General features: G+C 59.6%; 19 protein-coding genes. 3 read left to right on the top strand and 16 right to left on the bottom strand.

Features of this window, described 5'->3' with window-relative positions; genetic code table 11:
* Positions 1 to 77 precede the first annotated feature (77 nt).
* On the top strand, positions 78 to 1,073 hold the full coding sequence (locus tag AB8B33_RS19275; protein WP_439016551.1) for a KpsF/GutQ family sugar-phosphate isomerase: 996 nt from the start codon (positions 78 to 80) through the stop codon (positions 1,071 to 1,073).
* Here AB8B33_RS19275 and AB8B33_RS19270 read toward each other — a convergent pair whose 3' ends face one another.
* From AB8B33_RS19270 to AB8B33_RS19210, 13 genes are all read right to left on the bottom strand, one after another.
* A complete protein-coding gene (locus AB8B33_RS19270) occupies positions 1,074 to 1,529 on the bottom strand; it encodes an NfeD family protein (RefSeq protein ID WP_113320927.1) in 456 nt (151 codons plus the stop codon).
* A gap of 3 nt (positions 1,530 to 1,532) precedes the next feature.
* A complete protein-coding gene (locus AB8B33_RS19265) occupies positions 1,533 to 2,552 on the bottom strand; it encodes an SPFH domain-containing protein (protein ID WP_113320926.1) in 1,020 nt (339 codons plus the stop codon).
* Positions 2,553 to 2,635: 83 nt separating this feature from the next.
* A complete protein-coding gene (locus tag AB8B33_RS19260; protein WP_439016549.1) occupies positions 2,636 to 2,899 on the bottom strand; it encodes a hypothetical protein in 264 nt (87 codons plus the stop codon).
* Between the two features lie 157 nt (positions 2,900 to 3,056).
* Entirely contained in the window at positions 3,057 to 4,088 is a 1,032-nt protein-coding gene (hemH, locus tag AB8B33_RS19255; RefSeq protein ID WP_439016548.1) for a ferrochelatase, read from the bottom strand.
* A 126-nt stretch (positions 4,089 to 4,214) separates the two neighbouring features.
* Positions 4,215 to 6,122 carry a 5'-nucleotidase C-terminal domain-containing protein gene (locus AB8B33_RS19250; RefSeq protein WP_439016547.1) on the bottom strand — a complete coding sequence of 636 codons (1,908 nt, stop codon included), beginning with the start codon at positions 6,120 to 6,122 and terminating at the stop codon, positions 4,215 to 4,217.
* A 177-nt stretch (positions 6,123 to 6,299) separates the two neighbouring features.
* A complete protein-coding gene (locus AB8B33_RS19245; protein ID WP_439016546.1) occupies positions 6,300 to 6,620 on the bottom strand; it encodes a hypothetical protein in 321 nt (106 codons plus the stop codon).
* A 30-nt stretch (positions 6,621 to 6,650) separates the two neighbouring features.
* Positions 6,651 to 7,019, bottom strand: coding sequence for an outer membrane lipoprotein Omp10 (gene omp10 / locus AB8B33_RS19240; RefSeq protein WP_439016545.1), 369 nt, complete (start codon positions 7,017 to 7,019; stop codon positions 6,651 to 6,653).
* A 173-nt stretch (positions 7,020 to 7,192) separates the two neighbouring features.
* Positions 7,193 to 8,638, bottom strand: coding sequence for a homospermidine synthase (locus AB8B33_RS19235; protein WP_029868533.1), 1,446 nt, complete (start codon positions 8,636 to 8,638; stop codon positions 7,193 to 7,195).
* Between the two features lie 131 nt (positions 8,639 to 8,769).
* Positions 8,770 to 9,627 (bottom strand): heme-dependent oxidative N-demethylase family protein, encoded by an 858-nt coding sequence (locus AB8B33_RS19230; protein WP_439016543.1) that lies wholly within the window; start codon positions 9,625 to 9,627, stop codon positions 8,770 to 8,772.
* 47 nt (positions 9,628 to 9,674) lie between these two features.
* Positions 9,675 to 9,959, bottom strand: coding sequence for a YciI family protein (locus AB8B33_RS19225; protein WP_192729205.1), 285 nt, complete (start codon positions 9,957 to 9,959; stop codon positions 9,675 to 9,677).
* A gap of 2 nt (positions 9,960 to 9,961) precedes the next feature.
* Entirely contained in the window at positions 9,962 to 10,591 is a 630-nt protein-coding gene (locus AB8B33_RS19220; RefSeq protein ID WP_439016541.1) for an aminotransferase class IV family protein, read from the bottom strand.
* The gene (locus AB8B33_RS19215) at positions 10,588 to 11,748 is read right to left on the bottom strand and encodes an aminodeoxychorismate synthase component I (RefSeq protein WP_439016540.1); all 1,161 of its coding nucleotides are present in this window, start codon (positions 11,746 to 11,748) and stop codon (positions 10,588 to 10,590) included. The genes AB8B33_RS19220 and AB8B33_RS19215 overlap by 4 nt, the downstream gene beginning before the upstream one ends.
* Before the next feature lie 34 nt (positions 11,749 to 11,782).
* The gene (locus AB8B33_RS19210) at positions 11,783 to 13,636 is read right to left on the bottom strand and encodes a M3 family oligoendopeptidase (protein ID WP_113320916.1); all 1,854 of its coding nucleotides are present in this window, start codon (positions 13,634 to 13,636) and stop codon (positions 11,783 to 11,785) included.
* Positions 13,637 to 13,947: 311 nt separating this feature from the next.
* Here AB8B33_RS19210 and AB8B33_RS19205 point away from each other — a divergent pair, with 311 nt between their 5' ends.
* Both AB8B33_RS19205 and AB8B33_RS19200 read left to right on the top strand, forming a co-directional pair.
* Positions 13,948 to 15,492 (top strand): sigma-54-dependent transcriptional regulator, encoded by a 1,545-nt coding sequence (locus AB8B33_RS19205; RefSeq protein WP_439016539.1) that lies wholly within the window; start codon positions 13,948 to 13,950, stop codon positions 15,490 to 15,492.
* 179 nt (positions 15,493 to 15,671) lie between these two features.
* Positions 15,672 to 17,549 (top strand): DUF882 domain-containing protein, encoded by a 1,878-nt coding sequence (locus AB8B33_RS19200; RefSeq protein WP_439016538.1) that lies wholly within the window; start codon positions 15,672 to 15,674, stop codon positions 17,547 to 17,549.
* A gap of 156 nt (positions 17,550 to 17,705) precedes the next feature.
* On the opposite strand, the gene AB8B33_RS19195 is transcribed toward AB8B33_RS19200, so the two are convergent.
* The 3 genes from AB8B33_RS19195 to AB8B33_RS19185 all read right to left on the bottom strand — a co-directional run bounded on the left by AB8B33_RS19195 (position 17,706) and on the right by AB8B33_RS19185 (position 19,172).
* Positions 17,706 to 17,969 (bottom strand): DUF2312 domain-containing protein, encoded by a 264-nt coding sequence (locus AB8B33_RS19195; RefSeq protein ID WP_007822869.1) that lies wholly within the window; start codon positions 17,967 to 17,969, stop codon positions 17,706 to 17,708.
* A gap of 90 nt (positions 17,970 to 18,059) precedes the next feature.
* Positions 18,060 to 18,365 (bottom strand): DUF1244 domain-containing protein, encoded by a 306-nt coding sequence (locus tag AB8B33_RS19190; protein ID WP_439016537.1) that lies wholly within the window; start codon positions 18,363 to 18,365, stop codon positions 18,060 to 18,062.
* Between the two features lie 18 nt (positions 18,366 to 18,383).
* Complete coding sequence (locus AB8B33_RS19185) at positions 18,384 to 19,172, bottom strand: N-formylglutamate amidohydrolase (protein ID WP_439017277.1); 789 nt, start codon at positions 19,170 to 19,172, stop codon at positions 18,384 to 18,386.
* Positions 19,173 to 19,218: the final 46 nt, after the last annotated feature.

Genomic DNA, 19,218 nt, shown 5'->3' with positions numbered 1-19,218 from the left:
GCCGTGCGGGCTGCGTGTTCATACATGGGAAACATTGTCGGGTGGACAGCCAAAGTGAAAAGGTCTAACGCATTGCCATGATCAGGAGAGCGGTAAAACTCGTCGAAAACAGCGTGCTGGAGTCGGGCAAGCGCACCGTCAGCATCGAAAGACGTGCGCTCGAAGCACTCGAACGTGCCTTCGATGATGGGCTGGCCGGACCCTTTACTCGTGCAATCGAGATGATTGGCGAGAATACCGGCCGCGTGATCGTGACCGGCGTCGGCAAGAGCGGCCATATCGGCACGAAGATCGCCGCTACCTTCGCTTCAACGGGAACTCCCGCCTTTTTCGTGCATGCAGCGGAAGCCAATCACGGCGATCTTGGCATGATTGCCGGCGATGATCTGGTGCTGGCGATCTCCAAGGGTGGTGAAAGCGCCGAACTGAAGAGCATCATTTCCTACACGCGGCGTTTTTCCATTCCGCTGATCGCCATGACCTGCAGCCCACAGTCCTCACTGGCGACGGCCGCAGATATCGTGCTGCTGATCCCCAATGAGGAAGAGGCCTGTCCGAATGGGCTGGCGCCGACCACATCGACGATGATGCAGCTTGCGCTCGGTGATGCACTGGCGATTGCGCTTCTGGACGCGCGTGGCTTCACGGCGACGGATTTCCATGTTTTCCATCCTGGCGGCAAGCTGGGCGCTAGCCTGATGCATGTTGCCGACGTCATGCATACCGGTGACCGCCTGCCGCTGGTCGCGCAAGGCACGTCGGTGCCGGCGGCGATCAAGGTTCTGTCGCACAAGCATTTCGGCTGCGTCGGCGTGCTGGATGCGGAGGGCCGGCTTTGCGGCATCGTTACAGATGGTGACATGTCCCGCAACCTCAGCCGCAATCTCGCGGAGTTGACAGTCGATGACATCATGACGCGCGCGCCGAAGACGGTCAGGCCGACGATACTGGCGACTGCGGCCCTGGCACTGCTCGAACAATACAAGATCGGTGCGCTTATGGTCATCGATGACGAGCAGCGCCCAATCGGGCTCGTTCACTTCCATGATCTCCTGCGGATCGGTGTGGCCTGATCAGGTTGGCTCGACCGTCAGGTCGCGGCCGTTGCTCGAAACCACTTTGACCTGCGTTCCGGCCGGAAGATCCGGCCCCATGACCTGCCACGTCGTGTCATCGAGACGAATGCGGCCGCGGCCTTCGCGGATCGGCTCGCGCAGCGTCGCGGTACGGCCAACGAGGCTCGCGCCGCGCTGATTGAGGAACGGCTCATCCGTCGTGGCATTGCGCAGTGTCAGCCGCCGGCCGATGAGCGTGGCTGCGACCGCGAGGATGGCGAAGAGGATTGCCTGAAGCTCCCAGATCCAGAAAGCGGCATCCCAGAAGAGCAGCGACAAAACACCGACGGCAAGTGCGGCAAGCCCGATCCAGACCAGGAAGAAGCCTGGCACGACCATCTCGGCTGCAAGCAGCACGAGGCCTGCCACCCACCAGCTCCACGGCCCAAGTTCGCCGACGATCTTCGCCAGCATGGCTTACCGCTCCGGATTGGGATTAAAGGGATTGGCCGGAGCCGGGCCGACCGACGGCGTGGAGCGCGCCGGAACTGCCCGGGGAGGCGGCGGCGGATTGTTGCCTTCCCCAAAGACCTCCCGGGCAATCGCGCCAATGCCGCCAAGTGAGCCGAGAATGGAAGACGCTTCCATCGGCATCATGACAATCTTGGAATTGGGCGCCGAGCCGATCGAAGCGAGCGCCTCGGTGTATTTCTGGGCAACGAAATAGTTGATTGCCTGGACGTCGCCGGCGGCGATCGCTTCCGAGACCATCTTCGTCGCCTTGGCTTCGGCTTCTGCCAGGCGTTCGCGCGCTTCGGCATTGCGGAAGGCGGCTTCGCGCTGGCCTTCAGCCTGAAGGATGGCGGACTGCTTGGCGCCTTCTGCTCTCAGGATCTGCGCGTTGCGCGAACCTTCAGCTTCCAACACCTGGGCACGTTTCTCGCGCTCGGCCTTCATCTGGCGGGCCATAGCGTCGACGAGGTCGCGCGGCGGCTGGATATCCTTGATCTCGACGCGGGTGACCTTGATGCCCCAAGGCTGTACGGCTTCGTCCACGACGCGCAGCAGCCGGTCGTTGATCGCATCGCGATTGGAGAGCAGCTCATCAAGATCCATAGAGCCCATGACGGAGCGAATATTGGTCATGGTGAGGTTCAGGATAGCATTTTCCAAATTGGAAACCTGATAGGCGGCCTGAGCGGCATTCAGCACCTGGTAAAAGGATACGGCATCGGCTGAGACCGAGGCATTGTCCTTGGTAATCACCTCTTGGGTGGGCACGTTCAGCACCTGCTCCATCACGTTCATCCTGGCGCCGACGCGTTCGATGAAAGGGGTGATCAGGTTCAGGCCGGGTTCCAGCGTGCGCGTATAGCGGCCGAAACGCTCGATCGTATAACGGTAGCCCTGCGGAACCGTCTTGATGCCCGCAAAAAGCACCAGGATGACAAAAACCACCAATACGATCACGACGATATCGAAGCCGCTCAGCAGCATGTATTCCTCCCTAAACCCACCTATCTGACGTGGTGAGTTATCACGTTCTTTGCAAGGAAGGAATGACGGCCTCGCCTGTCAAATCAGGGTGATAGGCCGGCATCATCGAGGTCGCTCTTTGTGATGTAGCCGCCCATCAGGCAATTGGTGAGAAACGGCTGATCGTCCGGCTTCAGATTGCTGGTTTTGACATCGCGGAGGCGAAGCTGACATGCGACCTGACCGACGATGCCTTTGGGAGGGGCGTTGGCATAGACCCGCTGATAGTGCTCCCACGCAAGATAACCGCCACCTGCGATGACGAGCAAGCAGGCGAGGACAATCAATTTTCTGAAACCCGGAATCATAAAGTACGTCCAGATCAATAAAGCAGCAGGCCACCAATCTGCAGGCCGCAGTCGCGCCTCTGACGCGATTGCGCTCGCCTATCGGCCATTCTCTAGATCTGGTGCGCGGGATATTTTTATCTATTGCAGGGCGCCAGAAAATCTGGCGCCGCGTCAATTATGCCCAGCCCAACAGCTCACGGCGCACGACTTTTTCCAGCACCTGCATGCCGTCCTCTCCGTCATTCAGGCAGGGAATATGCGTGAACTGTTCGCCGCCATTGTGCTTGAAAGAATGGGCGGCCTGTTCGGCAATCTCTTCCAGCGTCTCCAGACAGTCGGAAACGAAGCCGGGATTCATGACGGCGATGCGCTTGACGCCGTCCTGCGCCAGCTTCTCGACAGTCTTGTCGGTATAGGGCTGCAGCCATTCCTCTGGTCCGAAGCGGGACTGGAAGGTGACCATGAAATTTTCCTTTGTCAGCCCGAGGCGCTCGCGCAGCAGGCGGCCGGTCTTCTGGCACTGGCAGTAATAGGGATCGCCCTGCTGGAAATAGGAGAGGGGAATGCCGTGGAAGGAGGCGAGCAGCATCTCGGGCTTCCAGTCGAGGGTGGTAAGGTGCCGTTCGACGGATTTGGCGAGCGCTTCGATATAGGTCTCGTCGTCGTGATAGTCAGGCACCGTGCGCAACGCCGGCTGCCAGCGCATGGTCAGAAGCTTCTGGAAGGCCTTGTCGTTGACGGTCGCGGTGGTAGCTGCCGCATATTGCGGATAGAGCGGGAAGAGCAGGATGCGGTCACAACCCGCATCCTTCAGCGCTTCGATACGCGAAGGGATCGATGGCGTGCCATATCGCATTGCCCAGTCCACCTTGACATCAGGCAGGTCCTTCAGGCGTTCGGCCATGAAATCAGACTGGTTGCGGGTATAGGTGCGCAGCCAGCTTTCATTCAGATCCTTGTTCCAGATCGTCTCATAGGCCTTGCCCACCTTCTGCGGGCGCGTGTTGAGGACGATTCCGAACAGGATCGGATACCATTTCCAGGGCGACCATTCGATGACGCGCTTGTCGGTCAGGAATTCGCGCAGATAGCGGCGCATGGAGGTGTAATCAGTACCATCCGGCGTACCGAGATTGACCAGCAGGACGCCGACCTTGCCGAATTTGACGGCGGGATGGTCCGCCGGGCGGAGTGTAGTATCTGTCATTCTGGCCCCAACGCGCTTTCGTGTCTCGCCGGCTCATACGCAGCCGGCCGATCACGGTTCACCCTATAAGAAGAAAAGCCGGCCCGGGGAACCCCGGACCGGCTCTGATGATCGGGACAAATCGTCTTACTTGGCGGGAACCTGGATTTCCTCGCCGACCCGCAGATGGCGCGGGTTCGGGCTGCCATTGGCTTCCGACAATTTGCGCCATTCGGCGCCATCGCCGTAAAAGGTCTTGGCGAGATCCCAGAAGGTATCGCCGGCAACGATGACGTGGGTCGAGGGCGTGGCCGGTGCGGAGGCTGCCGGGGCAGGCGCCGGGGTCGGTTCAGCCGAAGGGGCCGGTGCTGCAGGAGCTGGGGTCGGTTCGGTAGATGGAGCCGGGGCCGCGGGTGCAGGGGCCTGCTCTGCGGAGGGAGCAGGTGCCGCCTGCGCAATTTCAGTGATGCGGCCGTCTGTATAAGGCTTATAGGGCGAGTGCGCGGCAATATATTCGGCTGTCACGTCGGCCAGGTCCGGACCGTAGTCATAGGCATTCTGGCCGTCTTTGAAGGCGACATAGCCATCGCCGCCGGCGCGCATGAAGTTGTTGGTGGCGACGCTATAGGTCTTGGCATTGTCGATCGGCACGAAATTATCGCCATCCTTGACCTGCACATCGCTGACGCGGCTGCCGACCGGCTTCGACTGGTCGAAGGTGAATTTCAGACCGGCGACCTGCGGGAAACGGCCGGCACCCTGGTCGATCTGGCTGACGCCGTTTTCGAGCGCCTTGATGATATCGGTGCCGGTCAGCTGGAAGGTTGCAAGCGTGTTCTGGAAGGGCAACACGGTGATGACTTCGCCCTGGGTGACGTCGCCGCCATCGATCGAGGCGCGCAAACCGCCGCCGTTCTGGATGGCAATGGTCACACCCTGGTTCTTGCTGCGATCGAGGATAGCATCGGCCACCAGATTGCCCATCGAGCATTCCTTGACGCGGCAGACCTTGCGGTCGCCCTCGATGGGGCCTTCAGAGGAGCCGATCACCTTCTTGCGCAGGTCTTCAATCGGCTTTGCCAGTTCGACAATGCGTGCCGTGACAGCCGGATCAGGCGTGAAGGAAGAATCGATCAGGATGGGATCACCCTTGGCTTCCTTGACGACGCCATTATCATCGAAATTAACGACGAGATCGCCGAGATATTTGCTGTAGGAGGCTGCCTGCACCACCGGTACCTTGTACCCGCCGGGATTGTCGACCATCGTCGGATAGGGACCTTCGGCCTTCGGATCGGTGTTCGACAGCAGGCTGTGTGAATGGCCGCCGACGACCACATCGATATCAGGGATCTTGCCGATCATCGCGAGGTCGCGCGGGTAGCCGACATGGGTGAGTGCAATGATCTTGTTGACGCCTTCGCCCTTCAGTTTCTGAACCTCTGCCGTGATGCTCTGGACGTCATCGGCAATCGTCACGTTCGGGCCGGGCGAGGAAAGCTCCGGCGTGTCATTGGTGACGGCGCCGACGATACCGATCTTCTGGCCGCTGACGTCAAGCACGAGAGAAGGTTTGACGCGGTCGCCAAGCTTGGAGGCAGCACTTGCCTTGACGTTGGCGGTGACGACGGGGAATTGCACCTTGTCGAGGAAGGTTGCGAGCCCATCCTCGCTGTCGTCGAATTCATGATTGCCGACCGTCATGGCGTCGAACTTCATGAGGTTCAGCATTTCGGCTTCGGCCGCGCCCTTGTAGGTCGTGTAGAACAGCGAGCCCTGGAAATTGTCGCCGGCGTTGAGCAGCAGCACGTTCTTGCCCGTCAGAGCCTGACGGCGCTGGTCGATAGCGGTCTTCAGGCGGGCGGCGCCGCCGAAGCATTCATTCTTGCCTTCTTCCTCGGCCGAGCAGGTGGAGTCGAACTTGTTGATCGATTCAATGCGTGAATGGAAATCGTTGATATGAAGAATATTGAGTTCGTAATCCGCGAAAGCGGCGCCTGTGCTCAGCGCCAGCATGGACGCGGTCAAAAGACCGAAGCTGAAAGACTTCGTCATCCCTGTTCTCCTGATTAAAAGGGCGAAGATCCCCCTGATCCTCGCCAACCCCTTCCATAGTCAGCCCGGGCGGTTTCCCGGCATGCGGATGTTCCATCAGACGATGCACCGCCGCAAGGGAAAGCTGGGCCAGGAGAGCCGCTTTCCAAGGGGGAACCGGGCAAAAAAGCCGACTGGTTATCCCACGCATTCTCCGGCGGCAGCGTTTCGGTAGAGTTCGTGCATGGCCTCCGCAATATTCGAAAATGTGGCGAGCGCGATGATCAAGCAAAGAAGGGAAACGATGCGGTGAAAGCGCCGGCCGGCCCGATAGGCAAGGACTGCGGCTGCGCCGTAGATCAGGACTGCCGGCACGGCGAAGATCAGCACCTGCAGCGGCCCGTCGCAATCGAGGGCGGCGATACCTTGGGCACGATAGACATTAGCCGGCAAAATGACCGCAAGTGCGGCAAGCGGCGTTGCGAGCAACAGGACGAGGTAACCAGCGAAAGCCCGCATGGTGCTTAGCCTTCACCCCATCTGCTTTTTTCAGCTGCGGCGGGTCAGGACAAACTGTGCGCCGGCATCCGAGGTGCAGTTCAGCTGGCTCGTCGTAACGAGGGCGCAATTGACCTTCGACTGAGTGTTGCGAACCAGCGAGGTCATGTTGATTTCCACCAGCGTCGGCGAGGTTTTGGTATAGGTGCCGGAGGCCAGAAGCTGGTTGCTGTCGGTCGTGCGCGTCGTGAAAGTGCCGGACTGGAAGGTGGAGACGATGCCGTTCGGATCAGCCCAGGTTCCTTCGACACCGGCAGGAGTGGGTGCTGATGCAACGGGGAGGGGGCGCGGGCCGGAGGAAACACAGGCGGCAAGAGCTGCCGATGCAACCGCAAGAACGAGACCAGTTCTGACTTTCATAAGGCTTCTCCCGGCGAATCTAAGCGGAAGCTTTCCGCGACAGTCCGCCAAAAACATGGCGCGGGCCTTCCGCGAAGGCAAGCCTTCGACGGGGGTCGGCCGGCATTTAGACAGCAGGCGTTACAAAAATGCCCGCCTAACAGCGGGCATCTTCGAAAGCGTTAGGGCAGGGTTCAGCGAACGAGGATGTTCTTGAACTGCCACGGATCCTTGGTGTCGATGTCTTCCGGGAACAGGCCCGGACGGCCGTCGAGCGGGGTCCAGTCGGTGTAGTGGCCTTCGACCGGGCCGAGATAGGGCAGCTGCACTTCGAGGCAGCGCTTGTAATCCATCTCGTCGGCTTCGACGATGCCGGCCTTCGGGTTTTCAAGAGCCCAGACCATGCCGGCGAGAACGGCAGAGGTTACCTGCAGACCAGTCGCGTTCTGGTAGGGGGCGATGCGGCGGGTTTCTTCCAGCGACAGACGCGAACCGTACCAGTAGGCGTTCTTATCGTGGCCGTAGAGCAGTACGCCGAGCTCGTCGACGCCATCGACCAGTTCGTTCTCGTCGAGGACGTGGAGAACCGGCTGTGCCTTGCCGCCGTTACCGAACATCTCATGCAGCGAGAGAACGGCATCATTGGCAGGATGGTAGGCGTAGTGGCAGGTCGGACGATAGGAGACGTCGCCGTCCTTGTCCTTCACCGTGAAGAAGTCGGCGATCGAGATCGACTCATTGTGGGTGACGAGAAAGCCATACTGCGGGCCGGGCGTCGGGCACCAGGTGCGCACGCGGGTGTTGGCGCCGGGCTGTTCCAGGAAGATGGCGGCCTTGGAGCCCTTCTTATGCTTCTTGGCGTTCTTCGGCATCCAGTTTTCGTGGGTGCCCCAGCCGAGTTCTGCCGGCTGCAGGCCTTCGGAGATGAAGCCTTCGACCGACCAGGTGTTCCAGAAGACGTTGAGCGGCTTCGGGTGGATGGTGCGCTGCGTGTCGCGTTCGGCGATGTGGATGCCCTTGACGCCGACCTTCTTCATGAGCTTTGCCCATTCTTCGCGGTCGTCCTGGCCCGGCTCATCGAACTTGAGGCCCATATCACGGGCAAGGTTCAGCAGGCCCTGCTTGACGAACCAGGAGACCATGCCCGGATTTGCGCCGCAGGTGGAAACGGCCGTGGTGCCGCCGGGGTTCTTCGCCTTTTCCTTGCGAACGGTTTCGCGCAGCGCGTAGTTGGTGCGTTCCTCGTTCTTCATGTCCTTATCGAAATAAAAGCCGAGCCAGGGCTCGACGACGGTATCGATATAGAGCACGTCAAGCTTGCGGCAGAGTTTGATGATGTCGAGCGACGAGGTGTCGACCGAGAGATTGACGCAGAAGCCCTGGCCTTCACCTTCAGTCAGGAGCGGCTTCAGCAGCTCCTTGTAGTTGTCCTTCGTCACATGCGCCTGGATGTGCTTGACGCCGTGCTTTTCCAGAATGTGGGCATCGTCCGTGCGCGGGTCGATGACAACCATCCGGCTCTTGTCGAATTTGAAGTGGCGCTCGATCAGGGGCAGCGTGCCGCGGCCGATGGAGCCAAAGCCGATCATGACGATCGGACCGGTAATTTCGCCATATACCGGATAGTTCTGTTCCGTCATTCTTTTCTCCTATTGGAAGGGAACGAAGGCTTTCAGCCTAAAGAATTCATGTGAAAATGCCGCGAAGCTCGCGAAGTGACCGGCTCTAATCACAAAATGGCGTCACAATAAAGAGCGTTCCCCTGCAAAGGTCAAATATCGGCGCTGCAAAGTGCTCGCAGTTTCCGCACGAGTTCCGTCCGCTGCAGGGTCAGCCCTTTGTAGACGGTCTGCTGGACGTCGAGTGCTTCCAGTTGGTCGGCAAAGCTGGCTGCGAGTTTCCGCGCCTGCGGATGCCGGGCAATGACGGCGACCGGATCGATATAGATGCGGATGGTGAAGAGAATGTCGCCCGAGACAGGCAGCTTGCGAAGGGTCTGGCGCTCGACGCGGACGAAACGCTCTTCGAGCGTGAAGGCCTCGACGTAAGGCGGCCGGCGATGTTTCGAGACGGGAAGGAAGAGATCATCAGTGGCGTTGACCGACCAGTTCAGCCGCTCGATCGGCTGGGCACTCTGCAGGCCGTCGAAGACGCGGGTAATCAGTGCGGCATTGCGCGTGCCTTCGCCGAAGCCCGGCACATCCCCATGGATCTCGTGCATCGGCCGACCGAATTTCTCATGCAGTGACCACGAGGAGGGAAAGGCGACATGGGCGGCAACGAGATGCCAGCCATCGGCCTTGCGGCGCATCAGAACGAGATCATCCTGGATGAGTGAACCGGCCTTGAAGAGCGGCGGCAGATCGGATGTATCCTGCCGGAGCATCGCCGGATGCCGATCGGCAAGGTGAGCGAGGAGAATATTCAGCGCCTCCTGCTGGGCTGCTTCCGTTCCATCCTCTGCGACGAAGATGTCGTCGAGGCACTCGCCTGCCAGCCGCGCCTTTTCCTTGAGGTAGCGGTTGAGATCTTCGTCGGGTTCGATCCAGCGGGCGGGATCGAACGGCATCAGGCCGATCGTGAAGGGCCGGGCCGAGCCGTCATAGGGCGTGTAGGTCGGACGTTTCATCGCCGCTCCTTTTTGAGCCTGACGATTTGCCGGGTGCGGTTTGTAACTCAGCGCTTCAGAGCCTCCAACCCTTCCGTCACCGTCGTCAGCGCGACTTCTGTGATGTCATATTCGGCAACACCATGGATGGTGAAAGGGTCGGCTGCGACATAGGCTTCAATCTGGGCGCGGTCGCCGACGGCGAGAACGACTCCGCCGGTGCGCGGTACCTTCCGGCCGGAAGCGAGGAACCAGCCCTTCGCATATCCCTCCTTCACCCAGGCCATGTGAGGCTCCATGTGCTTGTCGGCCTCTTCATTGGGCTTCACATAGGTCAGGGAGAGGATCAGCATGGTCAGTCCTTTTGCAGCGTGGCGCGGATCAGGCCGCGTAGCGAATTTCCAACGTAAAGCATACCCTTGTCCAGATCATCGAGCGTGATGCGACCGACGCGGGCCTTTCGCTGGCAGATGAGCTCGGTGCGGAGCACCCCGGCGAGCAGGCCGCAGGAGATCGGCGGTGTCCTCAGAATGCCGGAGCCGTCATCAAGGAAGACAGACGTGATGGTTCCCTCGCAGACGTCCTGTCGTTCGTTGAGCAGGATGACTTCATCCGCTTGCTGCGGCGTAAACTCGGCGCGCGCCGCTTCGTACACAGCCCGGCATGTGGTCTTGATACGCAGTAGCTTGTCGGTGGAATCGAGACGCGTGCTGGCGATACGGAGTTTCCAGATCGTGTCTTGCTGCAGCGGCGTGAAGGGCGCGGTGGTAACATCGATCCGGCCCTGGCTGTCGAAAGTCAGCCTGACACGACGCGGCTCCTTACCATCCTTTACCGCATCTTCGAGCTTCGCGACCACATCCATCGGTTCGGGAAAACCGATGCGGCGGGCGGAGCGGGAGAGGCGGGCGAGATGAAGGCGCAGGCGAACGAACCCTTCGTCCGGTTGCCAGCGCAGGGTTTCGATCAGCGAAAAATCCGTCATCGGGCAATCCATTGGTCGCCGATGGCGAAGCGGGCCTTGAGCAGGCATTCCTCATATTCGGCTTCAGCCGTAGAATCGAAGACGATGCCGCCGCCGACATTGAAGACTGCTTTGCCACCGTCGAAGAGTGTCATGGTGCGGATGGCAACGGAGAAGCGCATCGCGCCGTTGGGCGCGATCATGCCGATTGCGCCGCAATAGGCATCGCGCAGACCACCCTCGAGGTCGTGGAGGATTTCCATGGCGCGGATCTTCGGCGCGCCGGTGATCGAGCCGCAGGGAAAAAGGGCGGCGAAGATGTCGCGGATGGAAAGATAGGGCAGGAGCTTCGCCTGAACGTGGCTGACCATCTGGTGGACGGTGGGATAGGTCTCGATTTCGAAGAGTTTTGGAACATCGAGCGTGCCGACCTCGGTGATGCGCGAGATATCGTTGCGCAGCAGATCGACGATCATGCGGTTTTCCGCTTGCGTCTTGATGTCGGCCTTCATGGCTTCGACGATTTCGGCATCTTCGGCCGGTGTCGCACCGCGTTTGGCCGTACCTTTCATCGGGTGCGTCTCGATCCAGCCATCTTCGTCGGTGCGGAAAAACAGTTCCGGTGAGCGGGAAAGAATGATGGGACCGCCGAGATCGGCAAACGCGCCGTATTTCACGGGCTGGCGGTCGATCAGCGACCAGAAGGCGGCCAGCGGATCGCCGCTCCAGCGGGCTTCGATCGGCATCGTCAAATTGGCCTGATAGATATCGCCGAGGCGCAGATGCCCGTGGAGGCGTTCGAAACGCTCTTTATATATAGAGAAGTTCCAGGCTGCCTTCGGTGCGGTCAGGAATTCCTCGTTTTCGTGGCGATGCCGTGGCATTGCGAGAGGATGATCGTCTGGCTGCGGCGCATCGAAGACACCGAACAGCAGCAGCGGTGTCTCGCGGTTCTCTTCCGCGAAGGGAGCAAGCTTTTCTTCGAAGAGATGGCCGGCCTCATAAGCGATGTAACCGGCAAGCCATTTGCCGGCCTGTCGCGCCTCTTCCATCCGCTTGAGCGCCGGCAGGAATTCCGCCTTCGTGCGAGCGGTGATCATGTTTACCGGGCCGGCGAAGAGCATGACTTCGCCGGTCGTGTCGTCCCGGAACAGGATGAAGGGTTCGGACGCTGCCATTGCCTTTCCAGCGAAGCTGCGGGTTCGGGCGGTCTTATGCCTTGTCCAGTGCCTCGAGTTCGTCGATCAGGCCTTCGATCATCGACAGGCCCTTGCTCCAGAAGGAAGGATCGGTTGCATCCAGGCCAAAGGGCTTCAGCAGTTCGGAATGATGCTTGGTGCCGCCGGCCTTCAGCATCTCGAAATACTTGTCCTGAAAGCCCTTCTCGGCCTTCTGATAGACGGCATAGAGCGAGTTCACCAGGCAGTCGCCGAAAGCATAGGCGTAAACATAGAAGGGCGAATGGATGAAGTGGGGGATATAGGCCCAGTAGGTCTCATAACCCTCGGAAATCTTGATCGCCGGGCCAAGGCTTTCCGACTGGACGGAAAGCCAGAGTTCGCCGATGTCGTCGGCGGTCAGTTCGCCGGCTTTGCGGGCGGTATGAACCTTGCGCTCGAACTCGTAGAAGGCGATCTGGCGCACGACCGTATTGATCATGTCTTCGACCTTCTGGGCAAGCATGGCCTTGCGTTCGCGGTTGTCAGTCGTCCGGTTCAGCAATGCCCGGAAGGTCAGCATCTCGCCGAAGACGGAAGCGGTTTCGGCAAGCGTCAGCGGGGTCTGGCACATGAGCGCGCCTTGCGCGCCGGCAAGTACCTGATGCACGCCGTGACCGAGTTCATGGGCGAGCGTCATCACATCGCGCGGCTTGCCCATATAGTTGACGAGCACATAGGGATGGGCCGACGGAACGGTCGGATGCGCAAAAGCGCCGGGCGCCTTGCCGGGGCGCACGGGGGCGTCGATCCACTGTTCGTCAAAGAAGCGCTTGGCGATCGCAGCCATTTCCGGCGCGAAATTGCCATAGGCGGACAGCACTGTGTCCCTGGCTTCGGTCCAGGAGATGATGGCGCTTGAGGTTTCCGGAAGCGGCGCATTGCGATCCCAGAAGTTCATCTGCTCCATGCCGAGCCATTTGGCCTTCATCTTGTAATAGCGATGCGAAAGGCGCGGATAGGCTTCCTTCACCGCCGCAGCAAGCGCATCGACCACTTCGCGCTCGACGCGGTTCGCCAGATGGCGGCTGTCGGCAATGTCTTCGAAGCTGCGCCAGCGATCGGAGATATCCTTGTCCTTGGCGAGCGTATTGGTGATGAGCGTGAAGATGCGGATATTGGTCTTGAAGGTTTCGGCGAGCGCCATTGCCGCTTTGCGGCGCACTTCTGGATCCTTTTCCTGCAGCATGTTCAATGCCACTTCGAGCGGCAGCTTCTCGCCGTCGATCTCGAAGCGCAGCTCCGCCATCGTCTCATCGAAGAGACGGTTGAAGGCGGCAGCTGATGTCATCGATTTTTCGAGGAAGAGCTGCTCGAGCTGGTCTTCGAGCTGGTAGGGCTTGTCCATGCGCAGGTCGACCAGCCAGGGGCGGTAATGGCCGGCAAGCGGATCGTTCGCCATGCAGGCATCGATCACTGCATCGTCGATGCGGTTGAGTTCGAGAGCGAAGAACAGCAAGCGGCCGGAATAGTCGGTAAGCTTGGCCTGGACGTCGCCATAGAGCTTGCCGTTTGCCGGGTTGGACGTATCCGAGAAATAGGTAAGGCCAGCGAAAGAGCCGAGGCGGCCCATAATATCGTCGAGCGCCTCATATTCCTTCAGTGCCTGGCCGATGCCTTCCTCGCCCTTCTTGGCGGCTGCTTCGGCAAGTTTGCCCTTCCATTTCTCTTCAAAAGCGGAAGCGGCCTTGCCGGCTTTTTCCATGTCGGCGACGAAGGCGGTGGAGGTGGCCGAGGGGTAGAGATCCTGCAGCCGCCAGGAGGGAAGCTCGCCCAGAGCCGGGTCCGATGCTGCAGCGGGAGCCGTTGCCGAAAGGTGAAGATCGGCGTGCGCAAGCATATGTCTCATGGGGCGGTTCCTCTTCCTCTTTTATAACAGGTCTGACTGTCTACAGCATCGGCCCGAAAATCGGAATCGATTTTCGGAAAGCCTGATTGCGCAGTTTCAAAAAGAGAGACGTCCTTTGCGCGTCCGAATGGACGCGCGGCGCTCTGGGCGCCGAAAGGTCTAGCATCAAGGGGTTTTCGGCGTGTGAAAGGGCCCGTAACGGCACGAAAACGGCCTGTCATAACAGTTAAAATGCAATTGTTTCTCAAAACAGGATGTTCAAGCCTTTCTGTCAGAGTGCGCTCTATGGTTTCGCATGAAGTGAGGCGACAATGACCGGTTACAATGAGCTCAAAGGGGCAGGGCAGATCCTTGTGGTCGAGGACGATCCCGTCCAGCGCCGTCTGCTCAAGAACGCGATCGAGCGTAGCGGCCATGTGGTGCATCAGGCCGAAAACGGCCGCATCGGGCTGGAGATGGTGAAGCGCGATCCCGGCCTTTTCAACGTCATCGTGCTCGATTTGATGATGCCGGAAATGACCGGCCTCGAATTCCTCGAAGCATTGCATGATTTCGGCACCCAGATTCCGGTCATCGTCCAGACGGGGCAGGGCGGCATCGAAACGGTGGTGCAGGCCATGCGCGCCGGGGCTTTCGATTTTGTCGTCAAGCCGGTTTCTCCGGAGCGTATCAATACGTCGATCTCCAATGCGATGAAGCTCGACCAGCGTGAGGTGAAGGCCCGTACCGGTCGCCGTTCACGCTCGGGCTCCGTCGGCTTCGACGACATCGTTTCGGCAAGCCCGGCGATGATCCGTGTCATCGATCTGGCGCAGCGCGCCTCGCAGTCCAACATCCCGGTCGTGCTCGAAGGCGAATCGGGTGTCGGCAAGGAGTTGGTGGCGCGCGCCATCCAGTCGGGGGGCGATCGCGCCACCAAACCGTTCGTGACGGTCAATTGCGGTGCCATTCCGCACAATCTCGTCGAAAGCATCCTCTTCGGTCACGAAAAGGGTGCGTTTACCGGCGCGACCGAAAAGCATATCGGCAAGTTCATGGAAGCCGATGGTGGCACCATCTTCCTCGACGAGATCGGCGATCTGCCGCTCGAGGTGCAGGTGAAGCTACTGCGCGCCGTTCAGCAAGGCGAGATCGAGACCGTCGGTGCGCGCACTGCGCACAAGGTCAATGTTCGCCTCATCTCAGCGACGAATAAGGATCTGATCGAAGAGGTCAAGAACGGCCACTTCCGCGAAGATCTCTACTATCGCCTGAACGTCTTCCCGATCACCATTCCGGCGCTGCGCAAGCGCAAGGAGGACATTCCGCATCTGGTGCGCGTCTTCGCCGACCGCTTCTCCAGCGAGCAGAAGAACGGCCGCCGCATGACGGTCAATGCCGGCACGCTGGCGTTGCTGACCGCCTATGACTGGCCTGGCAATATCCGCCAGCTCGAAAACGCGATCTTCCGCGCCGTCGTGCTTGCCGAGGGTCCGGAGCTGACCGAAGCGGACTTCCCGCAGATCGCCGCCCAGCTTCCGAACTACGAGGTCGTGGACCATCTGGCGCTCGTTGCCGACAATTCGCACCTCGATCCTGACGCGGAATTCCCCGAGGATTATCAGGCGGAATCAGTCGCCGAGACGATGCGCCGCGGGACCGAGGCTTCCGATAACGCGATATCGAGCGTCAATCAGTCTGGTGATGTTCGGCGTCTTGCCGATGTCGAGGAAGAACTGATTCGTTTTGCCTTGAAATTCTACCGAGGACAAATGAGTCAAGTGGCAAGAAAGCTAGGTATCGGGCGATCCACACTTTACAGAAAGCTCAAGGACTACGGTATCGACCCCGATAATCCTCAGAAAGATGCGGCATAAGCGCATTTTTATTAAGAATAAGGCAACCACATTTGGTTACCGTCCATAAACCACTTGTTAGCAGCTCGTTCACTCTATAAAGAAAAGGTTGATCATGTGTGGCATTTTTGCCATCGTGTGACCGCATTTGACAGCCATTTGAGACAGCATTGGACATTGACTGTCTGACGGGGATCGAGTTGCAGAATCTGAATGGGAATACCAAGCTTTCGCGCTTGAGTTGGCGTTTGTGCGCCAAGATTGGCGGAAAGGCAATTAGGACGGCAGCGGCCGCCCTTCTTGCACTCGCGGTTTCCTCACCGGTATTCGTAAGCACACCGTCTCAGGCTGCCGGGGATACCCGCAGCCTGAAGCTCTATTTCATTCATACCGGCGAAAAGGCCGTCATCACCTACAAGCGAAACGGCAAATTCGACCCCAAAGGTCTCGAGCAGCTCAACCGTTTCCTGCGCGACTGGCGCAAGAATCAGCCGACGAAGATGGACCCGCGCCTCTTCGACCTCATCTGGGAAGTTTACCGCCAGTCCGGCTCCAGGGATTACATCAACGTCGTCTGCGGTTTCCGCTCGCCTGCTACCAACGAGATGCTGCGCGGTCGTTCGCGTAAATCCGGTGTCGCCGAAAAGAGCCAGCATATGCTTGGCAAGGCGATGGACTTCTTCATTCCAGACGTAAAGCTCGCCACGCTGCGCGGTATCGGCATGAAGATGCAGGTCGGCGGCGTCGGCTTCTATCCAAAGTCCGGTTCGCCTTTCGTGCATATGGATGTCGGCGGCGTTCGCGCCTGGCCGCGCATGAGCCGCGACGAACTGGTCAGGCTCTTCCCTGACGGCAATACCATTCATATTCCCGCCGATGGCAAGCCGCTGCCAGGCTACCAGCAGGCAATGGCCGATTACAAGCGCCGCATGGCGAACGGCAGCCAGATCATGATGGCTAGCGCCGGCGCTTCCGTTTCCGATGACGAACCTCGCAAGCAGAAGACGCTGTTTGCCTACCTCTTTGGTGGCGGCGCCGACGAGGAAGAGGATAATTCGGAGGATAGCACACCGGTTGCTGTCGCCAAGGCAACGCCGCCGAAGGCTGAGGCTGTCCCAGCAGCTGATGAACCGCAGCCGCAGACCGAAGTTGCGAGCGTGAATGCACCAGTGCCGCAGGTTCGCCCGGCCTTCAGCAACCAGCTTGCCGGCAACGAGGTTGCCAATGCTCTGGTGCCGCCATCTGCAGGTAATGCGGCTCAGCAGGCGCTTGCCGCCATGCCCGCAAACCAGCCGCAGGAACCGGAGCATTTCGCCGATCTCAGCGGTTACAGCATTCCGGTTCCGTCACTCCTTGGGCAGCGTCGTGCGCCGGGTGATGCAGAACTTGCCTCCGTCGATCCGAGCCTGATGTCGACGAGCGTTCCGACCCCAGCCGAACGTCCGGCCGTTGCCGAAAACCTGCTTGCTGCACAGAATGCCGATGCTGAAGCGGGTGAAGACGAAGCTGATCAGGACACGCTTTCGCCCGCCATGGCGGCAGCACTTGCAAAGCAGCAGGATCAGAGCGGTGGCACTGAGGTCGCTATGAACGCACCTTCTGAGCCGCAGACTGTCGAGCAGGCAATCAACGCCGCCGCGCCGAAGAATCCGCCGGCACTAGACAAGCCGCCGCTGCAGCTTGCGGCACTTGCTCCGATGACGAAGTCTGCAAGCTTTGCTGCTCCTCCCGCGGCGCCGAAGCCTGTCACCGTCGACAGCCCGGTCGCGCAGGGCCTTCCCACCAAGGGTGGTCGTCCGACGAAGCAGGAAGCTGTAGCCGCTGACGAAAGCCGCCAGACAGTGCGTACGGAGCCGAAGCTGACCCAGAAGATGATCTCGCAGTGGGCTCTTACCAATGCCCGCCTGGAAATGGCGTCCAAGAAGGTGCAGGCACCGCGCTTTGTCAGCCAGGAGCTGCGCGCCCAGCCGACCTCGGTTTATGCCGAAGGCTTCCAGAAGACTGCTTCGATCGACCCTGGTCGCTTCAGCGGCACGGCCGTCAATTTCATGGAAGTGCGTAAGTTCAACACGCGCTGATCCGGCCATATTTCGAATAAGCAAAAGCCGCTGGATCGTCTCCGGCGGCTTTCGTTTTTGGGCCGGAGGCACGGCGAAAACGGCGCTGGTACTTTGATGAGATCAAAAGAAAAGCCGCCGAAACGGCGGCTCTCTGAAAATGCGGTTGGATGATCCTCAGCCTTCCGGCGGGGATTCGATCATGCCGAGAGCGTGCAGGTAGGTATCGAGGATCGCATCTTCTTCCATGCGTTCCTGCTCGTCCTTCTTGCGGAGCGCAACGACCTTCTTGAGGATCTTGGTGTCGAAGCCCATGCCCTTGGCTTCGCCATAGACGTCCTTGATGTCGTCGGCGATGGTCTTCTTTTCTTCTTCCAGGCGTTCAATGCGCTCGACAAAAGCGCGAAGCTGATCGCGAGCGACGCCATGTGCATCAGACATCGTGTTCTCCTGATTTCGGGATATGCATTCGGGTTGCCAGTGACTGCCGCGAAGTGCCGCCAGCGTCAAGACGATTTGAGAGCGGGTGGACTATTTGTGCGGGTTGTTCACCTCAAAAGTCGCCTTTTGCACAGGCGATGCTTCCGTCTGGTGAAGGTTCTTCCAGTCTTCGTAGGGCATGCCGTAAACGATCTCGCGCGATTCGTCCTTCGTCATAGTGACGCCTTCGGCCTCCGCGGCTTCGCGGTACCAGTTGGAGAGGCAGTTGCGGCAGAAGCCGGCGAGATTCATCAGATCGATGTTCTGCACGTCGGTTCGTTCGCGAAGATGCGTGATGAGCCGGCGGAAGGCGGCTGCCTCGAATTCCGTCTGTTGTTCCTTGCTGAGCGTGGTCATGGGCCAAGTCCTTTTCACTCAATAGGGGCCGGTGCGGGAAGCGTGCACGCTGTATGCATGAAGGGCCGGATCGTCGTTCATCTCCGCAAAAATGGGCGCCAGGCGCGCCGCCCATTCCTCGATGCCGGCCTCGTTGCCGATGAGGTCCTGACGCACTTCTAGAAGCGCGTGCGGGATGCCCGTCATCATGCAATGACGATACATGGTGTCGCCCTTCAGGGCACCGTCATAGGGTTCGTTGTCACCGACGACGAGATCGGGATCAGCCCGCAGTTTTTCAAGCAATGGGGCGGCGGCGCGGTGGTCACTATCCCAGAGCACTGCTGCATGCCAGGGGCGGGGAACGCTCTTCCAGGCAGGCGTGAAGGAGTGGAGGGACAGTACCAGCGGCGCTTTGCCGGTCGCGTTCGCCACCCTACCGATCGTCTCCGACACGGCATTGTGATAGGGTCTGTGGAAGGTTTCGACCCGGTAGTTCCACTCCTCTTCAGTAATCGGATGGTTGCCGGCGATGATGGTGCCGTCGGAGATTTTCATGATCAGTGTCGGGTCGTCCTCGCCTCTATTAGGATCGATCAGCAGACGTGAAAAACCGCCGAGCACGCCCGGCACGCCCAGCTGTGCACACAGCTTGCGGGCAAGGCCCTGAATGCCGATGTCATAAGCGATGTGCCTGGAGAAGGCACTTTCCGGTAGGCCGAGCCGGCCATATCGTTCGGGCAGACGGTTCATGGCATGATCGCCAAGGATCACCATGCCTTTGTCATGTTGGCCAGATAGGATTTCAAAGGATTGGAAGTGATCCATCAGGAAATTGCCAATTGTCATTTCGCGTCTTCGCCCAGTGATTGCA

The organism is Rhizobium sp. 768_B6_N1_8, assembly GCF_051811225.1.
Classification (GTDB): domain Bacteria; phylum Pseudomonadota; class Alphaproteobacteria; order Rhizobiales; family Rhizobiaceae; genus Rhizobium.
The sequence above is the reverse complement of the archived record's forward strand: the minus strand, read 5'-3'. Positions and strand labels throughout refer to the sequence as shown.

Bases quoted from the DNA above. Each gene is read 5' to 3' on its own strand.
- AB8B33_RS19260 (WP_439016549.1), bottom strand. From the start codon at position 2,899: ATGATTCCGGGTTTCAGAAAATTGATTGTCCTCGCCTGCTTGCTCGTC.
- AB8B33_RS19270 (WP_113320927.1), bottom strand. From the start codon at position 1,529: ATGCTGGCGAAGATCGTCGGCGAACTTGGGCCGTGGAGCTGGTGGGTG.
- AB8B33_RS19215 (WP_439016540.1), bottom strand. From the start codon at position 11,748: ATGGCAGCGTCCGAACCCTTCATCCTGTTCCGGGACGACACGACCGGC.
- AB8B33_RS19230 (WP_439016543.1), bottom strand. From the start codon at position 9,627: ATGAAACGTCCGACCTACACGCCCTATGACGGCTCGGCCCGGCCCTTC.
- hemH (WP_439016548.1), bottom strand. From the start codon at position 4,088: ATGACAGATACTACACTCCGCCCGGCGGACCATCCCGCCGTCAAATTC.
- AB8B33_RS19205 (WP_439016539.1), top strand. From the start codon at position 13,948: ATGACCGGTTACAATGAGCTCAAAGGGGCAGGGCAGATCCTTGTGGTC.
- AB8B33_RS19245 (WP_439016546.1), bottom strand. From the start codon at position 6,620: ATGCGGGCTTTCGCTGGTTACCTCGTCCTGTTGCTCGCAACGCCGCTT.
- AB8B33_RS19265 (WP_113320926.1), bottom strand. From the start codon at position 2,552: ATGCTGCTGAGCGGCTTCGATATCGTCGTGATCGTATTGGTGGTTTTT.
- AB8B33_RS19250 (WP_439016547.1), bottom strand. From the start codon at position 6,122: ATGACGAAGTCTTTCAGCTTCGGTCTTTTGACCGCGTCCATGCTGGCG.
- omp10 (WP_439016545.1), bottom strand. From the start codon at position 7,019: ATGAAAGTCAGAACTGGTCTCGTTCTTGCGGTTGCATCGGCAGCTCTT.
- AB8B33_RS19195 (WP_007822869.1), bottom strand. From the start codon at position 17,969: ATGTCTGATGCACATGGCGTCGCTCGCGATCAGCTTCGCGCTTTTGTC.
- AB8B33_RS19220 (WP_439016541.1), bottom strand. From the start codon at position 10,591: ATGACGGATTTTTCGCTGATCGAAACCCTGCGCTGGCAACCGGACGAA.
- AB8B33_RS19235 (WP_029868533.1), bottom strand. From the start codon at position 8,638: ATGACGGAACAGAACTATCCGGTATATGGCGAAATTACCGGTCCGATC.
- AB8B33_RS19275 (WP_439016551.1), top strand. From the start codon at position 78: ATGATCAGGAGAGCGGTAAAACTCGTCGAAAACAGCGTGCTGGAGTCG.
- AB8B33_RS19210 (WP_113320916.1), bottom strand. From the start codon at position 13,636: ATGAGACATATGCTTGCGCACGCCGATCTTCACCTTTCGGCAACGGCT.
- AB8B33_RS19225 (WP_192729205.1), bottom strand. From the start codon at position 9,959: ATGCTGATCCTCTCCCTGACCTATGTGAAGCCCAATGAAGAGGCCGAC.
- AB8B33_RS19190 (WP_439016537.1), bottom strand. From the start codon at position 18,365: ATGACCACGCTCAGCAAGGAACAACAGACGGAATTCGAGGCAGCCGCC.
- AB8B33_RS19185 (WP_439017277.1), bottom strand. From the start codon at position 19,172: ATGGATCACTTCCAATCCTTTGAAATCCTATCTGGCCAACATGACAAA.